Origin of the sequence: Paraburkholderia sejongensis (assembly GCF_020880815.1) — a bacterium.
GTDB classification, from domain to species: Bacteria; Pseudomonadota; Gammaproteobacteria; order Burkholderiales; family Burkholderiaceae; genus Paraburkholderia; species Paraburkholderia sejongensis.
The window spans coordinates 177,572-192,333 of the sequence record NZ_JAJITD010000001.1; the positions used below are offsets into that span (position 1 = coordinate 177,572).

At 65.8% G+C, this 14,762-nt stretch carries 12 protein-coding genes; 1 reads left to right on the top strand and 11 read right to left on the bottom strand.

Annotated elements, in window-relative coordinates; translation table 11 throughout:
* Positions 1-16: 16 nt before the first annotated feature.
* The 10 genes from LJ656_RS00695 to LJ656_RS00740 form a co-directional block, all read right to left on the bottom strand.
* Positions 17-1,414, bottom strand: a complete 1,398-nt coding sequence (locus tag LJ656_RS00695) for an MdtA/MuxA family multidrug efflux RND transporter periplasmic adaptor subunit (protein ID WP_230507328.1) — start codon at positions 1,412-1,414, stop codon at positions 17-19.
* Between the two features lie 425 nt (positions 1,415-1,839).
* Complete coding sequence (locus tag LJ656_RS00700) at positions 1,840-2,679, bottom strand: IclR family transcriptional regulator (RefSeq protein WP_230507329.1); 840 nt, start codon at positions 2,677-2,679, stop codon at positions 1,840-1,842.
* A gap of 464 nt (positions 2,680-3,143) precedes the next feature.
* Complete coding sequence (locus tag LJ656_RS00705) at positions 3,144-4,355, bottom strand: SAM-dependent methyltransferase (protein ID WP_230507330.1); 1,212 nt, start codon at positions 4,353-4,355, stop codon at positions 3,144-3,146.
* On the bottom strand, positions 4,352-5,209 hold the full coding sequence (locus LJ656_RS00710; protein WP_230507331.1) for a DUF1365 domain-containing protein: 858 nt from the start codon (positions 5,207-5,209) through the stop codon (positions 4,352-4,354). Before LJ656_RS00710 ends, LJ656_RS00705 begins: the two co-directional genes overlap by 4 nt.
* Positions 5,206-6,513, bottom strand: coding sequence for an NAD(P)/FAD-dependent oxidoreductase (locus LJ656_RS00715; RefSeq protein ID WP_230507332.1), 1,308 nt, complete (start codon positions 6,511-6,513; stop codon positions 5,206-5,208). The genes LJ656_RS00710 and LJ656_RS00715 overlap by 4 nt, the downstream gene beginning before the upstream one ends.
* 79 nt (positions 6,514-6,592) lie before the next feature.
* Positions 6,593-7,177, bottom strand: coding sequence for a lipocalin family protein (locus LJ656_RS00720; protein WP_230507891.1), 585 nt, complete (start codon positions 7,175-7,177; stop codon positions 6,593-6,595).
* A gap of 47 nt (positions 7,178-7,224) precedes the next feature.
* Positions 7,225-8,361: an SAM-dependent methyltransferase gene (locus LJ656_RS00725; protein WP_230507333.1), complete on the bottom strand. Its 1,137-nt coding sequence runs from the start codon at positions 8,359-8,361 to the stop codon at positions 7,225-7,227.
* Between the two features lie 42 nt (positions 8,362-8,403).
* Positions 8,404-9,183: a DUF1295 domain-containing protein gene (locus LJ656_RS00730; protein WP_230507335.1), complete on the bottom strand. Its 780-nt coding sequence runs from the start codon at positions 9,181-9,183 to the stop codon at positions 8,404-8,406.
* Between the two features lie 189 nt (positions 9,184-9,372).
* Positions 9,373-10,113 (bottom strand): anti-sigma factor, encoded by a 741-nt coding sequence (locus LJ656_RS00735; RefSeq protein WP_230507336.1) that lies wholly within the window; start codon positions 10,111-10,113, stop codon positions 9,373-9,375.
* Positions 10,110-10,688, bottom strand: coding sequence for a sigma-70 family RNA polymerase sigma factor (locus LJ656_RS00740; protein ID WP_230507338.1), 579 nt, complete (start codon positions 10,686-10,688; stop codon positions 10,110-10,112). Before LJ656_RS00740 ends, LJ656_RS00735 begins: the two co-directional genes overlap by 4 nt.
* A gap of 232 nt (positions 10,689-10,920) precedes the next feature.
* On the opposite strand from LJ656_RS00740, the gene LJ656_RS00745 reads away from it, so the two are divergent.
* Positions 10,921-12,033: a BMP family ABC transporter substrate-binding protein gene (locus LJ656_RS00745; RefSeq protein WP_230507339.1), complete on the top strand. Its 1,113-nt coding sequence runs from the start codon at positions 10,921-10,923 to the stop codon at positions 12,031-12,033.
* A 143-nt stretch (positions 12,034-12,176) separates the two neighbouring features.
* Here LJ656_RS00745 and LJ656_RS00750 read toward each other — a convergent pair whose 3' ends face one another.
* Positions 12,177-14,654, bottom strand: coding sequence for a DUF3772 domain-containing protein (locus tag LJ656_RS00750; protein ID WP_230507341.1), 2,478 nt, complete (start codon positions 14,652-14,654; stop codon positions 12,177-12,179).
* Positions 14,655-14,762 lie beyond the last annotated feature (108 nt).

The window sequence follows — 14,762 nt, forward strand, 5'->3', positions numbered from 1 at the left end:
GTGCTGTGCCTTTACTTTATTGCGCGGCCTGCGACGCGTGGCGGCCGCGATGCGCGTGGGCACCCGATGCGGCCGATGCACCGCCCGGCGCGCTCGCGCCATGCGGGCCCGACGCGCCCGCCGCACCGGCGGCGCGCGCGGCCGGAATCGTGATCTTCGCGCCTTCGCGCAGCCGGTCGGAGCCGTCGGTCACGACCCGCTCGCCGACCGCGAGGCCGGACTGGATGCTGGTGCGCTCGCCGTCGACCGGGCCGACCTTGACCTCGCGCACGGTGACCGTGTTGTCCGCCTTGACGACGTACACGAAGCGGCCCATCGAGCCATTGAGCACCGCCGAGGTCGGCACGATCACCGCGTCCTTGATCGTATCGACCAGCAGGCGCGTGTTGACGAACTGATTCGGGAACAGCCCGTTGTCCTTGTTCTCGAAGATCGCGCGCAGCTTGACCGTGCCGGTGGTCGTGTCGATCTGGTTGTCCATCGTCTTCAGCGAACCGACTTCGAGCGGGCGGGTGTTGCTGCGGTCGTACGCGGTCGCCGACAGCTGCTCGCCGTTCGCGGTGTGCTTGATGATCTGCTGCAGGTTGTCTTCGGAGGTCGTGAACAGCACGCTGATCGGCTGCAACTGCGTGATGACCGCGATGCCGTTCGCGAGCCCCGAGGTCACGTAGTTGCCCGGGTCGACCTGGCGCAGGCCGACGCGGCCCGACACCGGCGCGGTGATGCGCGCATAGATCAGGTCGAGCTTGAAGGTATCGATGTTCGCCTTGTCGGACTTCACCGTGCCCTCGTACTGACGCACCAGCGACGCCTGGGTGTCGACCTGCTGACGCGCGATCGAGTCCTGCTCGAGCAGCGTCTGATAGCGCTTCAGATCGAGGCGCGCGGTTTCCAGCAGCGCCTGATCGCGGATCAGCGTGCCTTCGGCGTTGCGCAGCGAAATCTCGTACGGGCGCGGGTCGATCTGGGCCAGCACGTCGCCCTTCTTGACCATCTGGCCTTCCTTGAAATAGACGTCCTGCAGCACGCCGCTCAACTGCGGCAGCACGGTGACCGTGGCGAGCGGCGTGACGGTGCCGAGCGCGGTCAGCACGACCGGCATTTCGCCCTGGGTCGCGGTGGCCACGTGCACCGGTTGCGGCATGTTGCCGGGGGCGCCGGGAGCGCCGCGGCCGAAGCGGCCCGCGCGCGCGCCGCTGGCGGCGCCGGGCGCGCTCGCGCCGGCACCGGGGCCGCCCCACGGATGCCAGCGCCACAGCACCACGCCGAGCACCAGCAGCACCACGACGATGATCGCGACGGTGCGGCCGCGACGCCGCTTCACCGTGCCGGGCGCGCCCGCTTGCGCGCCATCCGCGGACGGCTTCGGCGTGGCGGGGCGTTGAGTTTCCGGGTGCTTTTGTTGTTCGTCCATCGGTTCGGTCTGGTGACTGGCAAGTGATGTGAGCCGCTCGCGCGGGCGCCGCTAAAAAGGACAGCGGCACACCGGCGGTGCAAGTGGCGGGCAGGCGGATTAGACAGCGGGCGCGGCGCGCGATGTCTCGGCGCGATGCTACCCGGCGTACGGGACAGAGATGTTAACGCAATGCGAAATCATCGAGGCGGCGCGGCGCCGTTGGCGATGGTGCCTATGGCCGGCGGCGCGGTCCCGCAACCGGGATGCGTGATCGTACGTTGCGGCCTCTGTAACAGTCCAGCCAAGCTTTTTTTCGGTTGATTACGAAGGTTACAGAGGGTAGGCGACGGGTCGGCTAGCGGCGGCCGGTGTTTGGTGTCGGGCCGTGGGTTCCCCGGGTGGCCGCAGCCGCAGCCGCAGCGGCTGACGGGTTCGACGCGCGCTTACAGGTCGAGCCGGCGTCCCGGCGTGCCGCCGATTTCGAGCACGATTTTGTCGATGCATTCGAGCAGCGCCGGTGCGGCGTTGGCGATCAGCCAGTCGCGCGGGCACTGGTCGGCCGAGCCGCCGCAGTTGACCGCGTAGCGTTCGCCCGACGGCCCGACGAAACCGAGCGCGATCGCGTTCAGACCGTCGTACCACTCGCCGGTGGCGATCGCGTAGCCGCGTTCGAGCGTATCGGCGATCGCGTTTTCCAGGCGGCCGCCGACGTTCGGCCACTCGTCGCCCTCGGCGGTCTGCAGGCCGCTCAGCAGCGTGTTGCGTTCGGCTGGCGCGAGCGCGGCCAGATACGCGCGGCCCACCGCGGTGCGCGTGAGGCTCATCCGCGAGCCTATTTCGAGCCGCGACACGAGCACCGCCGAGCGCGGCCGGATCGTGTCGATCACGACCATGTCGTAGCGGTCGCGCACCGCGAGGTGCACCGACAACGCGGTGCGCTCGGCCAGCGCGATCAGGTACGGCCGCGCGCGCGCGCGAATGTCGAAATTGCGCAGGAAGCCGTTGCTCAGTTCCAGCACCGACGACGTCAGCACGAATCGCTCGCTGTCCGGCAGCCGCAGCAGAAAGCCCGCGCTGACCAGCGTCGCGCTGATGCGCGACACCGTCGGTTTCGGGATGCCGGTCAGTTCGGCGAGTTCGCGATTGCTGAGCGGCGCGTGGGCGGCGGCGACCGTGCGCAGCACGGTCAGGCCGCGCGCGAGCGCAGTGACTTCGTCGCCGGTGCTGTCCTTGCTGTCCTTGACGGGAGCGGCGGAGAGGGGGGAAGGCAGAGGTCGGTTCATACGCTTTTTTGGAACGGTATTTCGAGTTTTCTGTTCGTCAGCTGGTGCTGTGCGCGCCGGGAACCGGCCGGCAGGCGCTGGAGCGACGCGCCGGCTTGAGTAAATTTTAAGAATTGATTGTATCGGAACGAATTACCGGAAGCCGCTTGAAGCTTTTTATCATTTTGCTTGACTTAGTCAGCATAACCATAAAAAATGGAATCTTGTTTCGAAACACCGAGTTAATTGCACGTTTTTGCCCATATTTTGGGTGTTCGGTCGAATTTACCAGATTGAAGCGTGCTAATCGGTAGCGCCTGAGCTGGCCCAGGATTTCCGGCCGCGTCGAGTCAGCGCTTTCGAAAAACCGTCTCTCAGGTTCTAGCACGGCCCTCGGAATGGCTAGAACTTTTTCAAAGCGTCACGGCAACGTGACGCTTTTTTTTTGCCTGTATGGAGTTTCACGTGCACGTATCGCCGTGGTATCAGTCCACCCGCGCAACCACGAAGTGCATGACATCCGTGCGCCGCTCGGCAAACCCGGCCTCGCAATAGGCGAGATAAAGGCGCCACGTGCGAATGAAGGTTTCGTCGAGATTCAGGCCGCGCACCGTGTCCAGGTTCGCCTCGAACCGCTGCCGCCAGAGTTGCAGCGTGCGCGCATAGTCGAGACCGAATGACAACGCGGGCGACGCGTGCAGCCCCGCCGCGCTCGCGCCACGCACGAAGCGCTCGGCACTGGGGAGCATGCCGCCCGGGAAAATGTACTCGCGGATGAAATCGCTCGACGCGCAATAGGCGGCGAAGTGCGCTTCGTCTATCGTGATCGTCTGCACCAGCGCGCGGCCATCCGGCGCGAGGCGATCTCGCAGTTTGCGGAACCACACGGGCCAGTAAGTCACCCCAACGGCTTCGAACATCTCGATCGACACGACCGCATCGTACTGACCGTCCAGATCCCGGTAGTCGCGTAGTTCGACACGGGCAAGCCCATCGAGACCCTCGCGCCGGATCCGTTCGATAGCGAAGTCGCGCTGGTTCTGCGAAATCGTCACGCCATGGACCTGGATGCCCAGGCGCGCCGCGTGGATCGTAAAGCCACCCCAGCCGCAGCCTATCTCCAGCACGCGCATGCCGGGCCGCAGACCGAGCGTCTCGACGATACGGCGGTACTTCGCCTCCTGCGCCGCGTCGAGCGAGCGTATCGGGTCGCCGTCGAAGCAGGCGCTCGAATAGGTCCAACTCTGATCGAGCCATAGCGCGTAGAACGCATTGCCGATGTCGTAGTGCGCGTGAATGTTGCGCCGGCTGCCCGTGCGTGTGTTTATCCGCAAGCGGTGTCGGAGGTTGTACCAGAGCTGCGCGAGCCGGCCGCCATGCACCGCGCGCTTCACTGCCGCCTCGTTACACAGCGCGAACCGCAGCAGCGCGACGAAATCGGGCGAATCGAGCCACTGGGCGCGGTACGCTTGCGCCACGCCGATATCGCCCGCGCGCAGGATCGCGCGGCACGCACGCCAGTCGAGCACGTGCAGCACGGCGCCCGGCTGCTGATGCGGATCGCCGAACAGGTAGTGCGCGCCCTGCGGCGTGACCAGCGTCAGATGGCCGACCCGGACCTGACGCAACACGCCGAACAGGAGCCGCGCGCACAGCGGCATCGCCGCGTTGGTCGAAAGCGAACGCAGCACGTTCATGATGAGCCGTCCTTGTCTCGTCGTGGAATACTGGCCGGCGCGCACGGCCCGCTGCGATCCGCATGGCCCGAGCCCGGCGGACGGGCGCCGTAAAACGGCACGCGCTTGAGCCACAGGCGCAGCGCCTGCCAGTGGATGTGCATCATCACTGCAAGCGCGGCGAACGGCCGGCGGGCGACGGCACGCAACGCGCTTCGCGCACTGAGCGGCTCGCCGCGCAGCGCGAGGGCGGTGCGCAGCAGCAGTCCGTTTCGATCGTGATAATCGATCGCGACGACGACCGAACCGTCGCGCAGGCGGACGCGAAACGCGTAGTGACCCGTGACGTCGCAAAACGGCGAGACGTGGAACGTTTTGCGACAGATCAGCTCGGTGTCGTCGCCGATCGGCGCGTGATCCGGCGCACTCAGCAGATAGCCGTGACGCGCGCCGAACGTGTTGCGCACATCGGCGTAGAGCGCGCGCAACGCGCCTTCGCGGTCGTAGCAGAACCAGAAGCTCACCGGGCTGAACGCGTAGCCTAAAACGCGCGGAATGGTCTGCAGCCAGATGTCCCCGTCGGCGGGGACCCCGGCTTCGGCGAGGCGCCGGCGCATCCAGCTCTCCAGCGGCTGGCCGTCGTGCGGCCCGTAGTCGCGCGTGACGAGGCCGAGCGGCGCCCAGCGGTCGATACCGAACCACCAGCGCTGCAACTGCGTCACGCAGGCAAGGTTGCAGCTCAGATACAGCACCGGATAGACGAATCGATGCCGCGCCGGACGCAGCCGTTCGTGCATCACGTTGCCGGTCAGAATACGCGCGGCGATACCGTCCCTGCCGTCGTTGCCATCGTTGCAGCTCGCTTCGATGCTCATCGCACCGCCCACGCCGGAAGCTCGCCGAACGCTTGCGCGACGTGCAGCGCGGATTTCAACCCGTCCTCGTGGAAGCCATAGCCGGTCCACGCGCCCGCGAACCACGTGCGCCGGTGGCCTTGCAGTTCGGGCAGACGCTGCTGAGCATCGACGCATGCAAGGTCCAGCAGCGGATGTTCATACACGTATCGACCGATCACGTGTTCCCGCGCGGGCGCCTCCACTGCGTTGAGCGTGAGGATCACCGGTGTGCGGAACGGCAGCGGCTGCAATTGGTTGAGCAGATAGCTCACGCACACAGGTTGGCGGTGGCCCGACGCCTGCGACACGCGTGCGCCGAGGTAATTCCACGCGGACCACACGCGCCGGCGGCGCGGCAGCAGACGCGTGTCGGTGTGCAACGTCGCGTAGTTGCGCTGGTAGCGCACTGCGCCAAGAATGCCGCGCTCCTTTTCGTCGGCGTCGACGAGCAGGCGCAGGCTCGTCGGCGCGTGGCTGGCGAGCACGATCGCGTCGAAGCGCTCGGCTCCCGCCTCGTCGGTCACGGCGGTGACGCCTTGCGGGTCGCGCCATACCGCACGCACTGGTGTGTTCGTCCGGACGTCGTCGAGCGTCGCGGCGATCCTGCGCACGTACTCGCGGCCGCCGCCCACCACGCTTTTCCACGGCGGCCGTCCATTCACCTGCAGCAATGCATGGTTCAGGCAGAAACGCAGAAACGTGGCGGCCGGAAAACGCAGGATCTCGTGAGCAGCGCTCGACCAGATCGCCGCCGCCATCGGCAGCAGGTAGTGACGCTGGAACGGCGCGCCATAGCCGCCTTCGACCAGCAGCTCGCCGACGGAGCAACGGTTGCGGCTCGCGTTTTCCAGATGCCGCTGCGCCGACGCGTTAAAGCGCAGGATGTCGCGCAGCATGTGCAGGAAGGATGGCGAGAACAGGTTGCGACGCTGCGCGAAAACCGTGTTCAGGTTCGTGCCGGCCCATTCGAGCCGGCCGTCATCGAGCGAGACCGAGAACGACATGTCGGTGCGATGCGCGCGCACGCCGAGTTCGCCGAACAGCGCGACGAGGTTTGGATAGCTACGATCGTTGAAGACGAGAAAGCCGGTGTCGACGGGATGCCGCAAGCCGTCCAGTTCGACGTCAACGGTGTTCGTGTGGCCGCCAAGGTAGCCGGCGGCCTCGAACAGCGTGACCCGGTGACGGCGCGATAGCAGCCACGCGCTGGCCAGGCCGGCAATGCCGCCGCCGACCACCGCAATGCGTTGGCCGGGCGGCGGGCAGATGAGTTCGCGCTGCATGTCGATCACTCTCCTGTTCGCGTTGTTCAGGACCGTGACTGCAGATACGGACGAGCCGCGCGTGCGGATGCATGCGGACTCAACGATTCGCATCGGCCGGCTCGAAGCCCGGCTGGCCAAGCTGCGCGGGCACCTGCGGCACGCGGACGAACTGCGAGGTGTCGTAGCCGATCGCGTCGAGCCGGGCGAGCAACGCACGGTAGGCGTCGTCGCTGATCACCGGCTCGCGCGCGAAGATCCAGCCGAGTGTCTTGTCCGGATTGCCGAGGATCGTGTAGCGGTAGCCGGGGTCGACATACAGCGTGAGTTGGGTGAAATACACGGGCCAGAACAGGCGGACGCGCCATGTGCCGCCGCCGCTGCCGGGCTCGACGGTATCGACGAACTGGTAGCGGCGCTCGTGCTGATCGAAACCGCCCTTGCGTCCGACGAACACGTCGTCGATGCGGCCATCCGCGCGCAGTGTCCATTCGGCGCGGGTCGCCACGAAGCCGTGTTCCGCAAAGTAGGGCACATGCGCGATCACGTACCAGCGGCCCATATAGCGCGGCAGATCCACCGCCACGGCTTGCAGCGGCAGCGACGCTCGCGGGTTGGGATTGGGCGGATGCCCGCCTGAGCAGGCTGTGGTGCCGAGCAGCGGGGCCACGGCGAGCGCGGTCATGACGAGCGCTGTGATGAAGCCGCGGGCGGCATGAACGATGCCGCGGGTCATCGCGCGGCCCTCGTGCCGTGCGCGTCGCATCGGTCACGCCTGTTGCCCGGCTCGCGCTTTTCGAACAGGTAGTGGGCCACCCCCCATTCGCTGCCGCGCGCATAGCCGAACAGTTCGGCGACGGCCATGTAGAACATGCGCCAGCGTTGAAACCACAGTTGCGTGTCCTTGCCGTACACGTCGGCGAGGATCGGCAGGATCTGCGCGCGCGCCGCATCGAGCGCGGCGAGCCACTGTTCGGCTGTGCGCGCATAGTGCGTACCATCGAGCCACCATTGCCGGTTCACGCGAAGGTCGTCCTGGAAACGCAGCAGCAGTGCCGCCGACGGCATCGTGCCACCGGTGAAAAAGTGCCGCGACATCCAGTCGGTTGCGTCGCTCGACGCGAACTGATACGCGAGCGAGCGATGCGCGAACATATGCACGAACAGCCTGCCGTCGTCGCGCAGCCAGCGCGAAAGCTTGCCGAGCAGCAAGCCGTAGTTCTTCATGTGCTCGAACATCTCGATCGAGACAATGCGGTCGAAGCCGGCGTCATGCTGCGGAAAGTCGAAGTCGGCGATGTTGCCGGTCAGCACCCGCAGGTTCTTCAAGCCGCGGCGCGCCGCGCATTCTTCGATGAAGCGCCGCTGCCCTTGCGCGTTCGATAGCGCGACGATTTGCGCCCGGGGAAAGCGTTGCGCAAGCCACAACGCGAGCGATCCCCAGCCGCAGCCGAGGTCGAGGATCCGCTGAGCGTCGCTGAGACCGGCGCGCTCGACATAGCGTTCGAGCATCGCCACTTCCGCTTCGGCCAGCGTTTCGCTACCGCGCGGGTAGTAGCCGCACGAGTATTTCAGGTGAGGCCCGAGGTGGGCCTCGAAGAACCGGGCCGGCACCTCGTAGTGCTGCGTGTTCGCCGCACCCGTTTCGACCGCAATCGGACTGGCGCGCAGGTCGGCCAGCAGCCGCTCCAGTGCTTCGGCGAGGGCTTCGCCGTCGTCCGCGTGTTCGTCGCGCAGACGTGCTCGTATCAGGCGCCGCATGCCCGCGCGGATCAACGCGTCGGGCAGCCAGCCGCGTTCGCAGCAGCGGATGATCCAGTGATCGTCGATCGGCGCGGCGGCGCTCGGGTCGGTCAGCGTCGTGCTCATCGTGGGGCTCCTTTGAGGCCGGACTCAGCGCGGGTCTTCGTGTCACTTGCGACGCGGCGGCCACGGCACCAGCGCGCTGGTCGAGCGCAGGTAGTCGTCGTAGCCGGCGCGCGTGCGCGCGAGGTGCGCTTCGAGCAGCGGAATGCCGGACACCTTCATTAGCAGCCACGCCATCAGCAACGGCGGCGCGAGCGTGAGCCAGCCGAACGGCAAGCGGATCGACAGCACGGTGTACGCGAACCAGTGGACGCATTCGAAGAAGTAGTTGGGGTGACGCGAGTAGCGCCACATCCCTTCGCGGCACACCTGCCCGTGGTTCGACGGCCGCGCGACGAAGCGTGCCAGCTGACGGTCGGCGAGCGCTTCGCCCGCCACGGCGATCACCCACACGAGGACGGCGCCCGCCGCGCTCGCGGCCGATGCGGATTGCGCGGACCACGCGGGAACAAAGAAGGCGATGGCCAGCAACAGCGCGACGACGGCCTGCAACTGGAAAAACCAGAAGAAATTGCGCGGCGCGGCGACGCCCCATTCGTCGCGAAAGCGCTGGTAGCGTGCGTCCTCGGGACCTGCGGCATTGCGGCACCATAGATGAAGCGCGAGGCGCATTCCCCACACGCCGCCGCCCATTGCGACGAGCGAGCGGTTCAACCCCGCACCGTTGCCCGCTACACCGGCGAAGACAGCGATGGCGCCGAGTCCGGCGGCCCACACGGGATCGATCATGCCGGCGTTGGCCGTGCGCAACTGCCAGAGCCACACCGCGCCGAACATCAGCACGAGCCCGGCGGCGGCTACGGCGATACCAGCGATCACAGACATGGATGCTCCGATGAACGGTCACATCCCTCAATACGGACGACGGGGCGCCCCGGATGCATCGAAGAGCGTTGCCACACCGCAAAAAAAATTCTGGCCGCCCAAAAGGCGGCCTGTGCGCGAGGGAAGGGCTGGCGAAGGGTTGGCGAACGGCTGGCGAACGGCTGGCGAACGGCTGGCGAATGACGACGCTCAGGCCGCGTGAATTTCGCCGCTGGCGAGCACGGGCCCGGTCGGCTGCCCCGTGGGCGAGCCGCCATGCGGCTCGAGCGACACAGCCAGCACCGCGCCCGACGTGATCTGCGCGAGGATCTGCGGCGACAGCGGCATCGACGCAGGTGCATCCGGCGGGAACACGCCGAGCGGAATCGGCTTCGCGTTGGGCGCAATCAGCCATAGCTCGGTCGAACGGTCGGCGGCCACTTGGGGGTGGACCGCCGGCACGACCACCATGCGGGCCCGGCGCACGTCGACCGTTGCGGTCCAGTGCGCAACGCCGTCACTGCGCGCAATGGTGGCCACCATGTAGTTGTTTTGCGCGACGACGGCCGTTGGCACCTGAGCCTCCTTGCGCAGGGTGACGAGGTTCAGCGCCAGCAGCACGAGGGCCGCGGCGCTTGCACCGATGCCGAGCCAGCGCCACACGGCGAGGTTATTCCACCAGCCGCCGCGCGCCTGCGCCGCGGGGCCGGAGGCCGCGGGCAAAAAGCCCAGATCACGCTGGATCCGCGTCCAGACGCGAGCGGGCGGTTCGAGCGGAGCGAGGTCGTCGGTTAGGGGGGCGAAACGCTCGATCCACTTGTCGAGCGTCGCGCGCAAGATCGCATCGCGATCTGCCCTGCGTTCGAGCGCGCGGCGCGAGTCGCTGTCGAGCACGCCGAGCGCGTATTCGGCGCACTGCAGATCGTCGTCGGGATTGGCTGGCGTATTCATCGCTCGAGGCACGTCTTCAACTGCAGCAGGCTGCGGCGGATCCAGCTTTTCATCGTGCCGAGCGGCACGCTAAGGCGCTCCGCCAGTTCGCTGTAGGTCGCGCCGCTAAAGAACGCTTCGCGCACCGCGCCGCGTTGCTGCGGCTCCAGCTCGCGCAGACAGGCTTCGAGCCGCCGTCGCTCGTCGCTGTGTTGCGCGACGTCGAACGGTGTCGGGGCCTCGTCCATGAGCGTGACGATCTGCTCATCGTCGAGCGGCGCTTCGCGATGCTGGCGCATCCGGTCGATCGTGCGGTTGCGCGCGAGCGTCAATAGCCAGGTCATCGCGCTGCCGCGCTCGGGATCGAAGCTGTCCGCGCGGCGCCACGCGTTCGTGTAGACCTCCTGCAGCAGGTCTTCGGCTTCGCTGCGATCGCGGATCATCCGCACGATGACCGCGAACACGCGTGAAGCGGTGAGTGTGTAGAAGTCCGCGAAAGCCCGCTGATCTCCCTGCGCCACGCGTCGCACAAAGTGCTCGAGCTGGGCGCGGCGAGCGTCGTTGGTCTCGTCGAGGTTACGGGACGTGTCGTTCATGCGCAGGACTCGATCGTTATCGCGCGGGCGCGGATGTGTCCCGCAATATAACACCGCCTGCGCGACCGTCCGGACGGCTCGCCGTCTTCATATCGCAGCGCTTATACCGCGCATAACGGACTTTTATTTCGACCGGGATATTGGCTCATCACCATTTCCCCTGACATGACGCGCAGGGCCAGCTGCGCTGTCGCGCCGACGCGTCATCAATCTTCCCGTCCCGAGAGTCTTTATGAAAAGAAAAATGGCTTGCGCCGTTCCCCGCGCACTATCTCGTCCGGCCGCGTTTCTGGCCGCGCTCGGTATCTCTGTCGCATTGAGCACCGCCGCCATGGCTGCCCAGCCGATGGGTGTCGCGTTCGTCTATCTGGGCAATCCCGGCGATGCGGGCTGGACCTACGCGCACGAGCAGGGCGTGAAGGCGATCGAAGCGCAGTTCGGCGACAAGATCAAAGTCACGCGCGTCGAGAACGTGCCTGAGTCGGCCGACTCCGAGCGCGTGTTCCGCGATCTCGCGAACAAAGGCAACAAGATCATCGTCGGGTCGAGCTTCGGCTTTCAGGACTTCGAGTTGAAGACGGCCAAGGATTTTCCAGACGTTGTCTTCGAGCATGCGACCGGCTACAAGAAGGCCGCAAACTTCGCGACCTACGACGTGCGCAGCTATCAGAGCGCCTATCTGGCCGGGCTGGTCGGTGGGTACACGACCAGGACGGGCACGCTCGGCTTCGTCGGCTCCGTCCCCGTTCCCGAAGTGGTGCGCAACATCGACGCGTTTACGATGGGCGCTCGCTCCGTGAATCCGAATGCGAAAGTGAAGGTCGTATGGATCAACAGCTGGTTCGATCCCGGCAAGGAGAAGCAGGCGGCTGAAACCCTGATCGGGCAAGGTGCCGACGTGCTGATCCAGAACACCGATTCGACCGCCACGATGCAAACGGCGGAGCAGAAGAAGGTGCATGCGTTCGGCTGGGACTCGGACATGAAGAAGTTCGGTCCCAATGCGCAACTCGGCGCGTGTGTCAGCTACTGGGGCGTCTACTACTCGCGTCTGATCGAACAGGTGCAGTCGGGTACCTGGACTAACGCGCCGACGTGGTGGGGCCTGAAGGAGAAAGCTATCGACCTCGCCAGCATCAACCCGCAAGCTGTGTCGCCAGCGGCGCAAAAGGCGCTGACGCAAAAACGCGAAGACATCATCGCCGGTAAATTCGATCCGTTCGCCGGGCCGATCAAGGATCAGAGCGGTGCGATCAAGATCGCCGCCGGAAAGTCGATGTCCGACGCCGAATTGTTGCGTATGAACTGGTTCGTGGAGGGCGTGGACGGCTCGCTGCCGAAATAACCTCGCCGACGAGGAGGAGACACCGGTGAGCCTGATCAATCCATCGAACTGGAGCGCGGCCGGGTTTGCCGAGCAGGGGCTTGCGCCGACGCGCGAACAGATCGTGGCTCGCCGACGGTCAACGCGTTGCTAGCGCCACCTCCCTATGCCGCTCTTTGCGGCGGCTTCCGCCGATTTCCGTCGAGTGAAAAAAAATCGCCGGCTCGCGTTCCCTGAACCACGAGCGCTCGCGGGTTCGACAGCGAGATGTTCGCCGCGCGCAAGCATTTGAGGAGGGTAAACAGCAGTTGGCTTTTGATTTCCGCGGCGATGCGGGGACTTTTGACGTATCCAGTGACCGTCAGCGTGATGCCGTCCGCCGTCAACTGGCTGAACACCACGCAAGGCACCGGGTGTTCAAGGATCGATGGATGATCCGCGTAGGCATTGAACAGAATGTCCTGAGCCTGCTCCGGATCCACGTCCAGCGAGAACGTTAACGCGATTGTGACCACGCCTTGACTCGTGTTGCCCATCGTCACGTTGCGCACGTTCTGCGCGATCAGCTGCGAGTTGGGCACGATTACCGTGGACTTGTCGGCCAGCTGGATCTCGGTAGCGCGAACATTGATGCGCCGGATGTCACCCTCGATGCCGGCAAGACTGATCATGTCGCCGACCTTCACCGGGCGCTCCGCGAGCAAGATCAGCCCCGAGATGAAATTCTTGACGATCTCCTGCAGGCCGAAGCCAATGCCCACGGACAATGCGCTGACGATCCACGCAAGGTTGTGCCATCTGACTCCCAGTACCGACAGGGTCTGCAGTGCGACGAGCAGGTAGCCGATGTTGGCGAACAACGTCAATAGCGACGCACGCATGCCGTCGCTCATTGCCGTCTTCGGCAGCAACTGGGTGTCGAACCATCCTCGAACGGATCGGACCAGGTACAGTCCGACGCCGCACGTGAGCGCCGCGTTGACCAGATGCTCGGGAACGATATTCAGCGCGCGCAGCCGGCCGCCGCCCAGCACCTCGACGATACTGGCGAACAGACCGGCGGGAGTCGTGCCGAGGCCACCGGTGAGCAGGGCCACCACTGCGGCGACGATCAACATGCTTCGACAGAGCCCGGACAGCACCGTCGCGATCTGCTCGAGATGGAAGTCTTTCAGCCCCAACAGCTGCCCGATCGCCTTGCCGCTGCGGTGCGCGGGACAGAAGATGCTTTCGCACGCATCGTGCGAGAGGCGGGTTAGCAGATACAGCGTGCACAGTACGAGGTGGAACCACACCATTTCGTAAGTGATGAAACGCGCGACGGAGACATAGCCGCACAACAATGCGATGAGGGTGCCAGCGACCGCCAGGCTGACCGCGGCATGTATCAGGCCGGCCAGCGTCGTGCGTGCTTCGGCAGACTCGCCGGCCGCGGCCAGAGCCGTGCGCACCCGGTTGGCCCGCATCAGCGACGCGCCGATGGTCAATGCAACGATCAGCGCAACGATGCCGCGAGTAAAAATCGTCAGCGGGACACTGGTGTCGACGGCCAGGTCGATTTGCTCCAGCGTCCCGGAAAAAAGCAGCAGTCCCGCGAGTATGGGCGGGAACGGGCGCAGTGCGCGCGCAAGCGGATCGGCGATGGCGGGCAAACGCCAGGAAGGATGCCGTGTACAGAGCAATGCCTCGCCGAGGGCGGCGATCAACGCGCAAGTCACCGTGTGCCTGAAAAGCCCGTTCACGAAGCTCTGCAGCGAAGGCGACAGGGCCGTTTGGCTCGCCAAGGCGACGCCGACCAGCTGCAACGCGCCAATCGTGGTCCCCACCGCGATGAGGACCGTCGACATCGCCAACGCGCTGCGCCGCAGTCGCCCCTCTGGAAGACGCCGCAAGCAGATCGATGCCGCGATCCGTTGAAGAACGCGGGTGCCGATCGTCGCGCAGCCCACAGCGATCAGGAGCAGCACAGCGGCGGCCAGCCGGTGATGCGGTTGCCATATCGATCCAGGCTGCGCCCGGATCTGGCGGGCGAATGCTCGCAAACGTCGATAGTCCGGTTCGTCCGGGCGGACCACAGGCCGCCAGAAGTCGGCGCTGATGATGCTGCCAGTACGAAGCGCGAGCTGGTCTTTCAAATGTTCGTGCAGTAGCCGCGCGATCTGCGCATTGACGTTCGAAAGCCCATCTTTGATGCGCCCGGCCTGCTCGATTTCAGCGTCGAGTCGCGCCTGCTGGTTGGCGAGCGCCACCCGCTGCCGTGCCACTGCCAGTGTTTCGCCGCCTGCGCCGGCAGCGGGAGGTGCGCCGAGCACGTCCAGTTGCGCGTGCGTTCTTGCCAGCATCGGCTGCAAAGACAGGGTCATCAGGCTGTCCGCCTCGGTGGCTGCCTGGCGGCTCAGCGTGTCGAGTTCGAGTAGCTGCGCATCGCTGGTTGCGCTCGATGCGCGCTGTCTGATCCCGTCCGCCCGAGCCTGAAGGGCGCCGAGCGCTTGCGGTGTGTCTGCTTCGACGGGCCCGTCGGCCGAAACATCCGCGGTGTCTTCGCTTCGCGCACTCCATGTGGAAGCGGCACCTGCGGCCACCGGAGCAAGAGCGGAGACAGCCACGATAAGGCTAAGGAAGAACGCAATGACCTGTCGCATGACGCGGGCTCAGTTGGGGAGAGATTGCCGGCAGTTGTGCGGCGCTGACATGGCGATCGTGTGCCGATATCGCTTTGCTGCCAGTTCGCGTCGGCAGAAAAGGGCTAT

Bases quoted from the DNA above. Each gene is read 5' to 3' on its own strand.
- LJ656_RS00700 (WP_230507329.1), bottom strand. From the start codon at position 2,679: ATGAACCGACCTCTGCCTTCCCCCCTCTCCGCCGCTCCCGTCAAGGAC.
- LJ656_RS00695 (WP_230507328.1), bottom strand. From the start codon at position 1,414: ATGGACGAACAACAAAAGCACCCGGAAACTCAACGCCCCGCCACGCCG.
- LJ656_RS00705 (WP_230507330.1), bottom strand. From the start codon at position 4,355: ATGAACGTGCTGCGTTCGCTTTCGACCAACGCGGCGATGCCGCTGTGC.
- LJ656_RS00720 (WP_230507891.1), bottom strand. From the start codon at position 7,177: ATGACCGCGCTCGCCGTGGCCCCGCTGCTCGGCACCACAGCCTGCTCA.
- LJ656_RS00730 (WP_230507335.1), bottom strand. From the start codon at position 9,183: ATGTCTGTGATCGCTGGTATCGCCGTAGCCGCCGCCGGGCTCGTGCTG.
- LJ656_RS00740 (WP_230507338.1), bottom strand. From the start codon at position 10,688: ATGAACGACACGTCCCGTAACCTCGACGAGACCAACGACGCTCGCCGC.
- LJ656_RS00725 (WP_230507333.1), bottom strand. From the start codon at position 8,361: ATGAGCACGACGCTGACCGACCCGAGCGCCGCCGCGCCGATCGACGAT.
- LJ656_RS00750 (WP_230507341.1), bottom strand. From the start codon at position 14,654: ATGCGACAGGTCATTGCGTTCTTCCTTAGCCTTATCGTGGCTGTCTCC.
- LJ656_RS00715 (WP_230507332.1), bottom strand. From the start codon at position 6,513: ATGCAGCGCGAACTCATCTGCCCGCCGCCCGGCCAACGCATTGCGGTG.
- LJ656_RS00710 (WP_230507331.1), bottom strand. From the start codon at position 5,209: ATGAGCATCGAAGCGAGCTGCAACGATGGCAACGACGGCAGGGACGGT.
- LJ656_RS00735 (WP_230507336.1), bottom strand. From the start codon at position 10,113: ATGAATACGCCAGCCAATCCCGACGACGATCTGCAGTGCGCCGAATAC.
- LJ656_RS00745 (WP_230507339.1), top strand. From the start codon at position 10,921: ATGAAAAGAAAAATGGCTTGCGCCGTTCCCCGCGCACTATCTCGTCCG.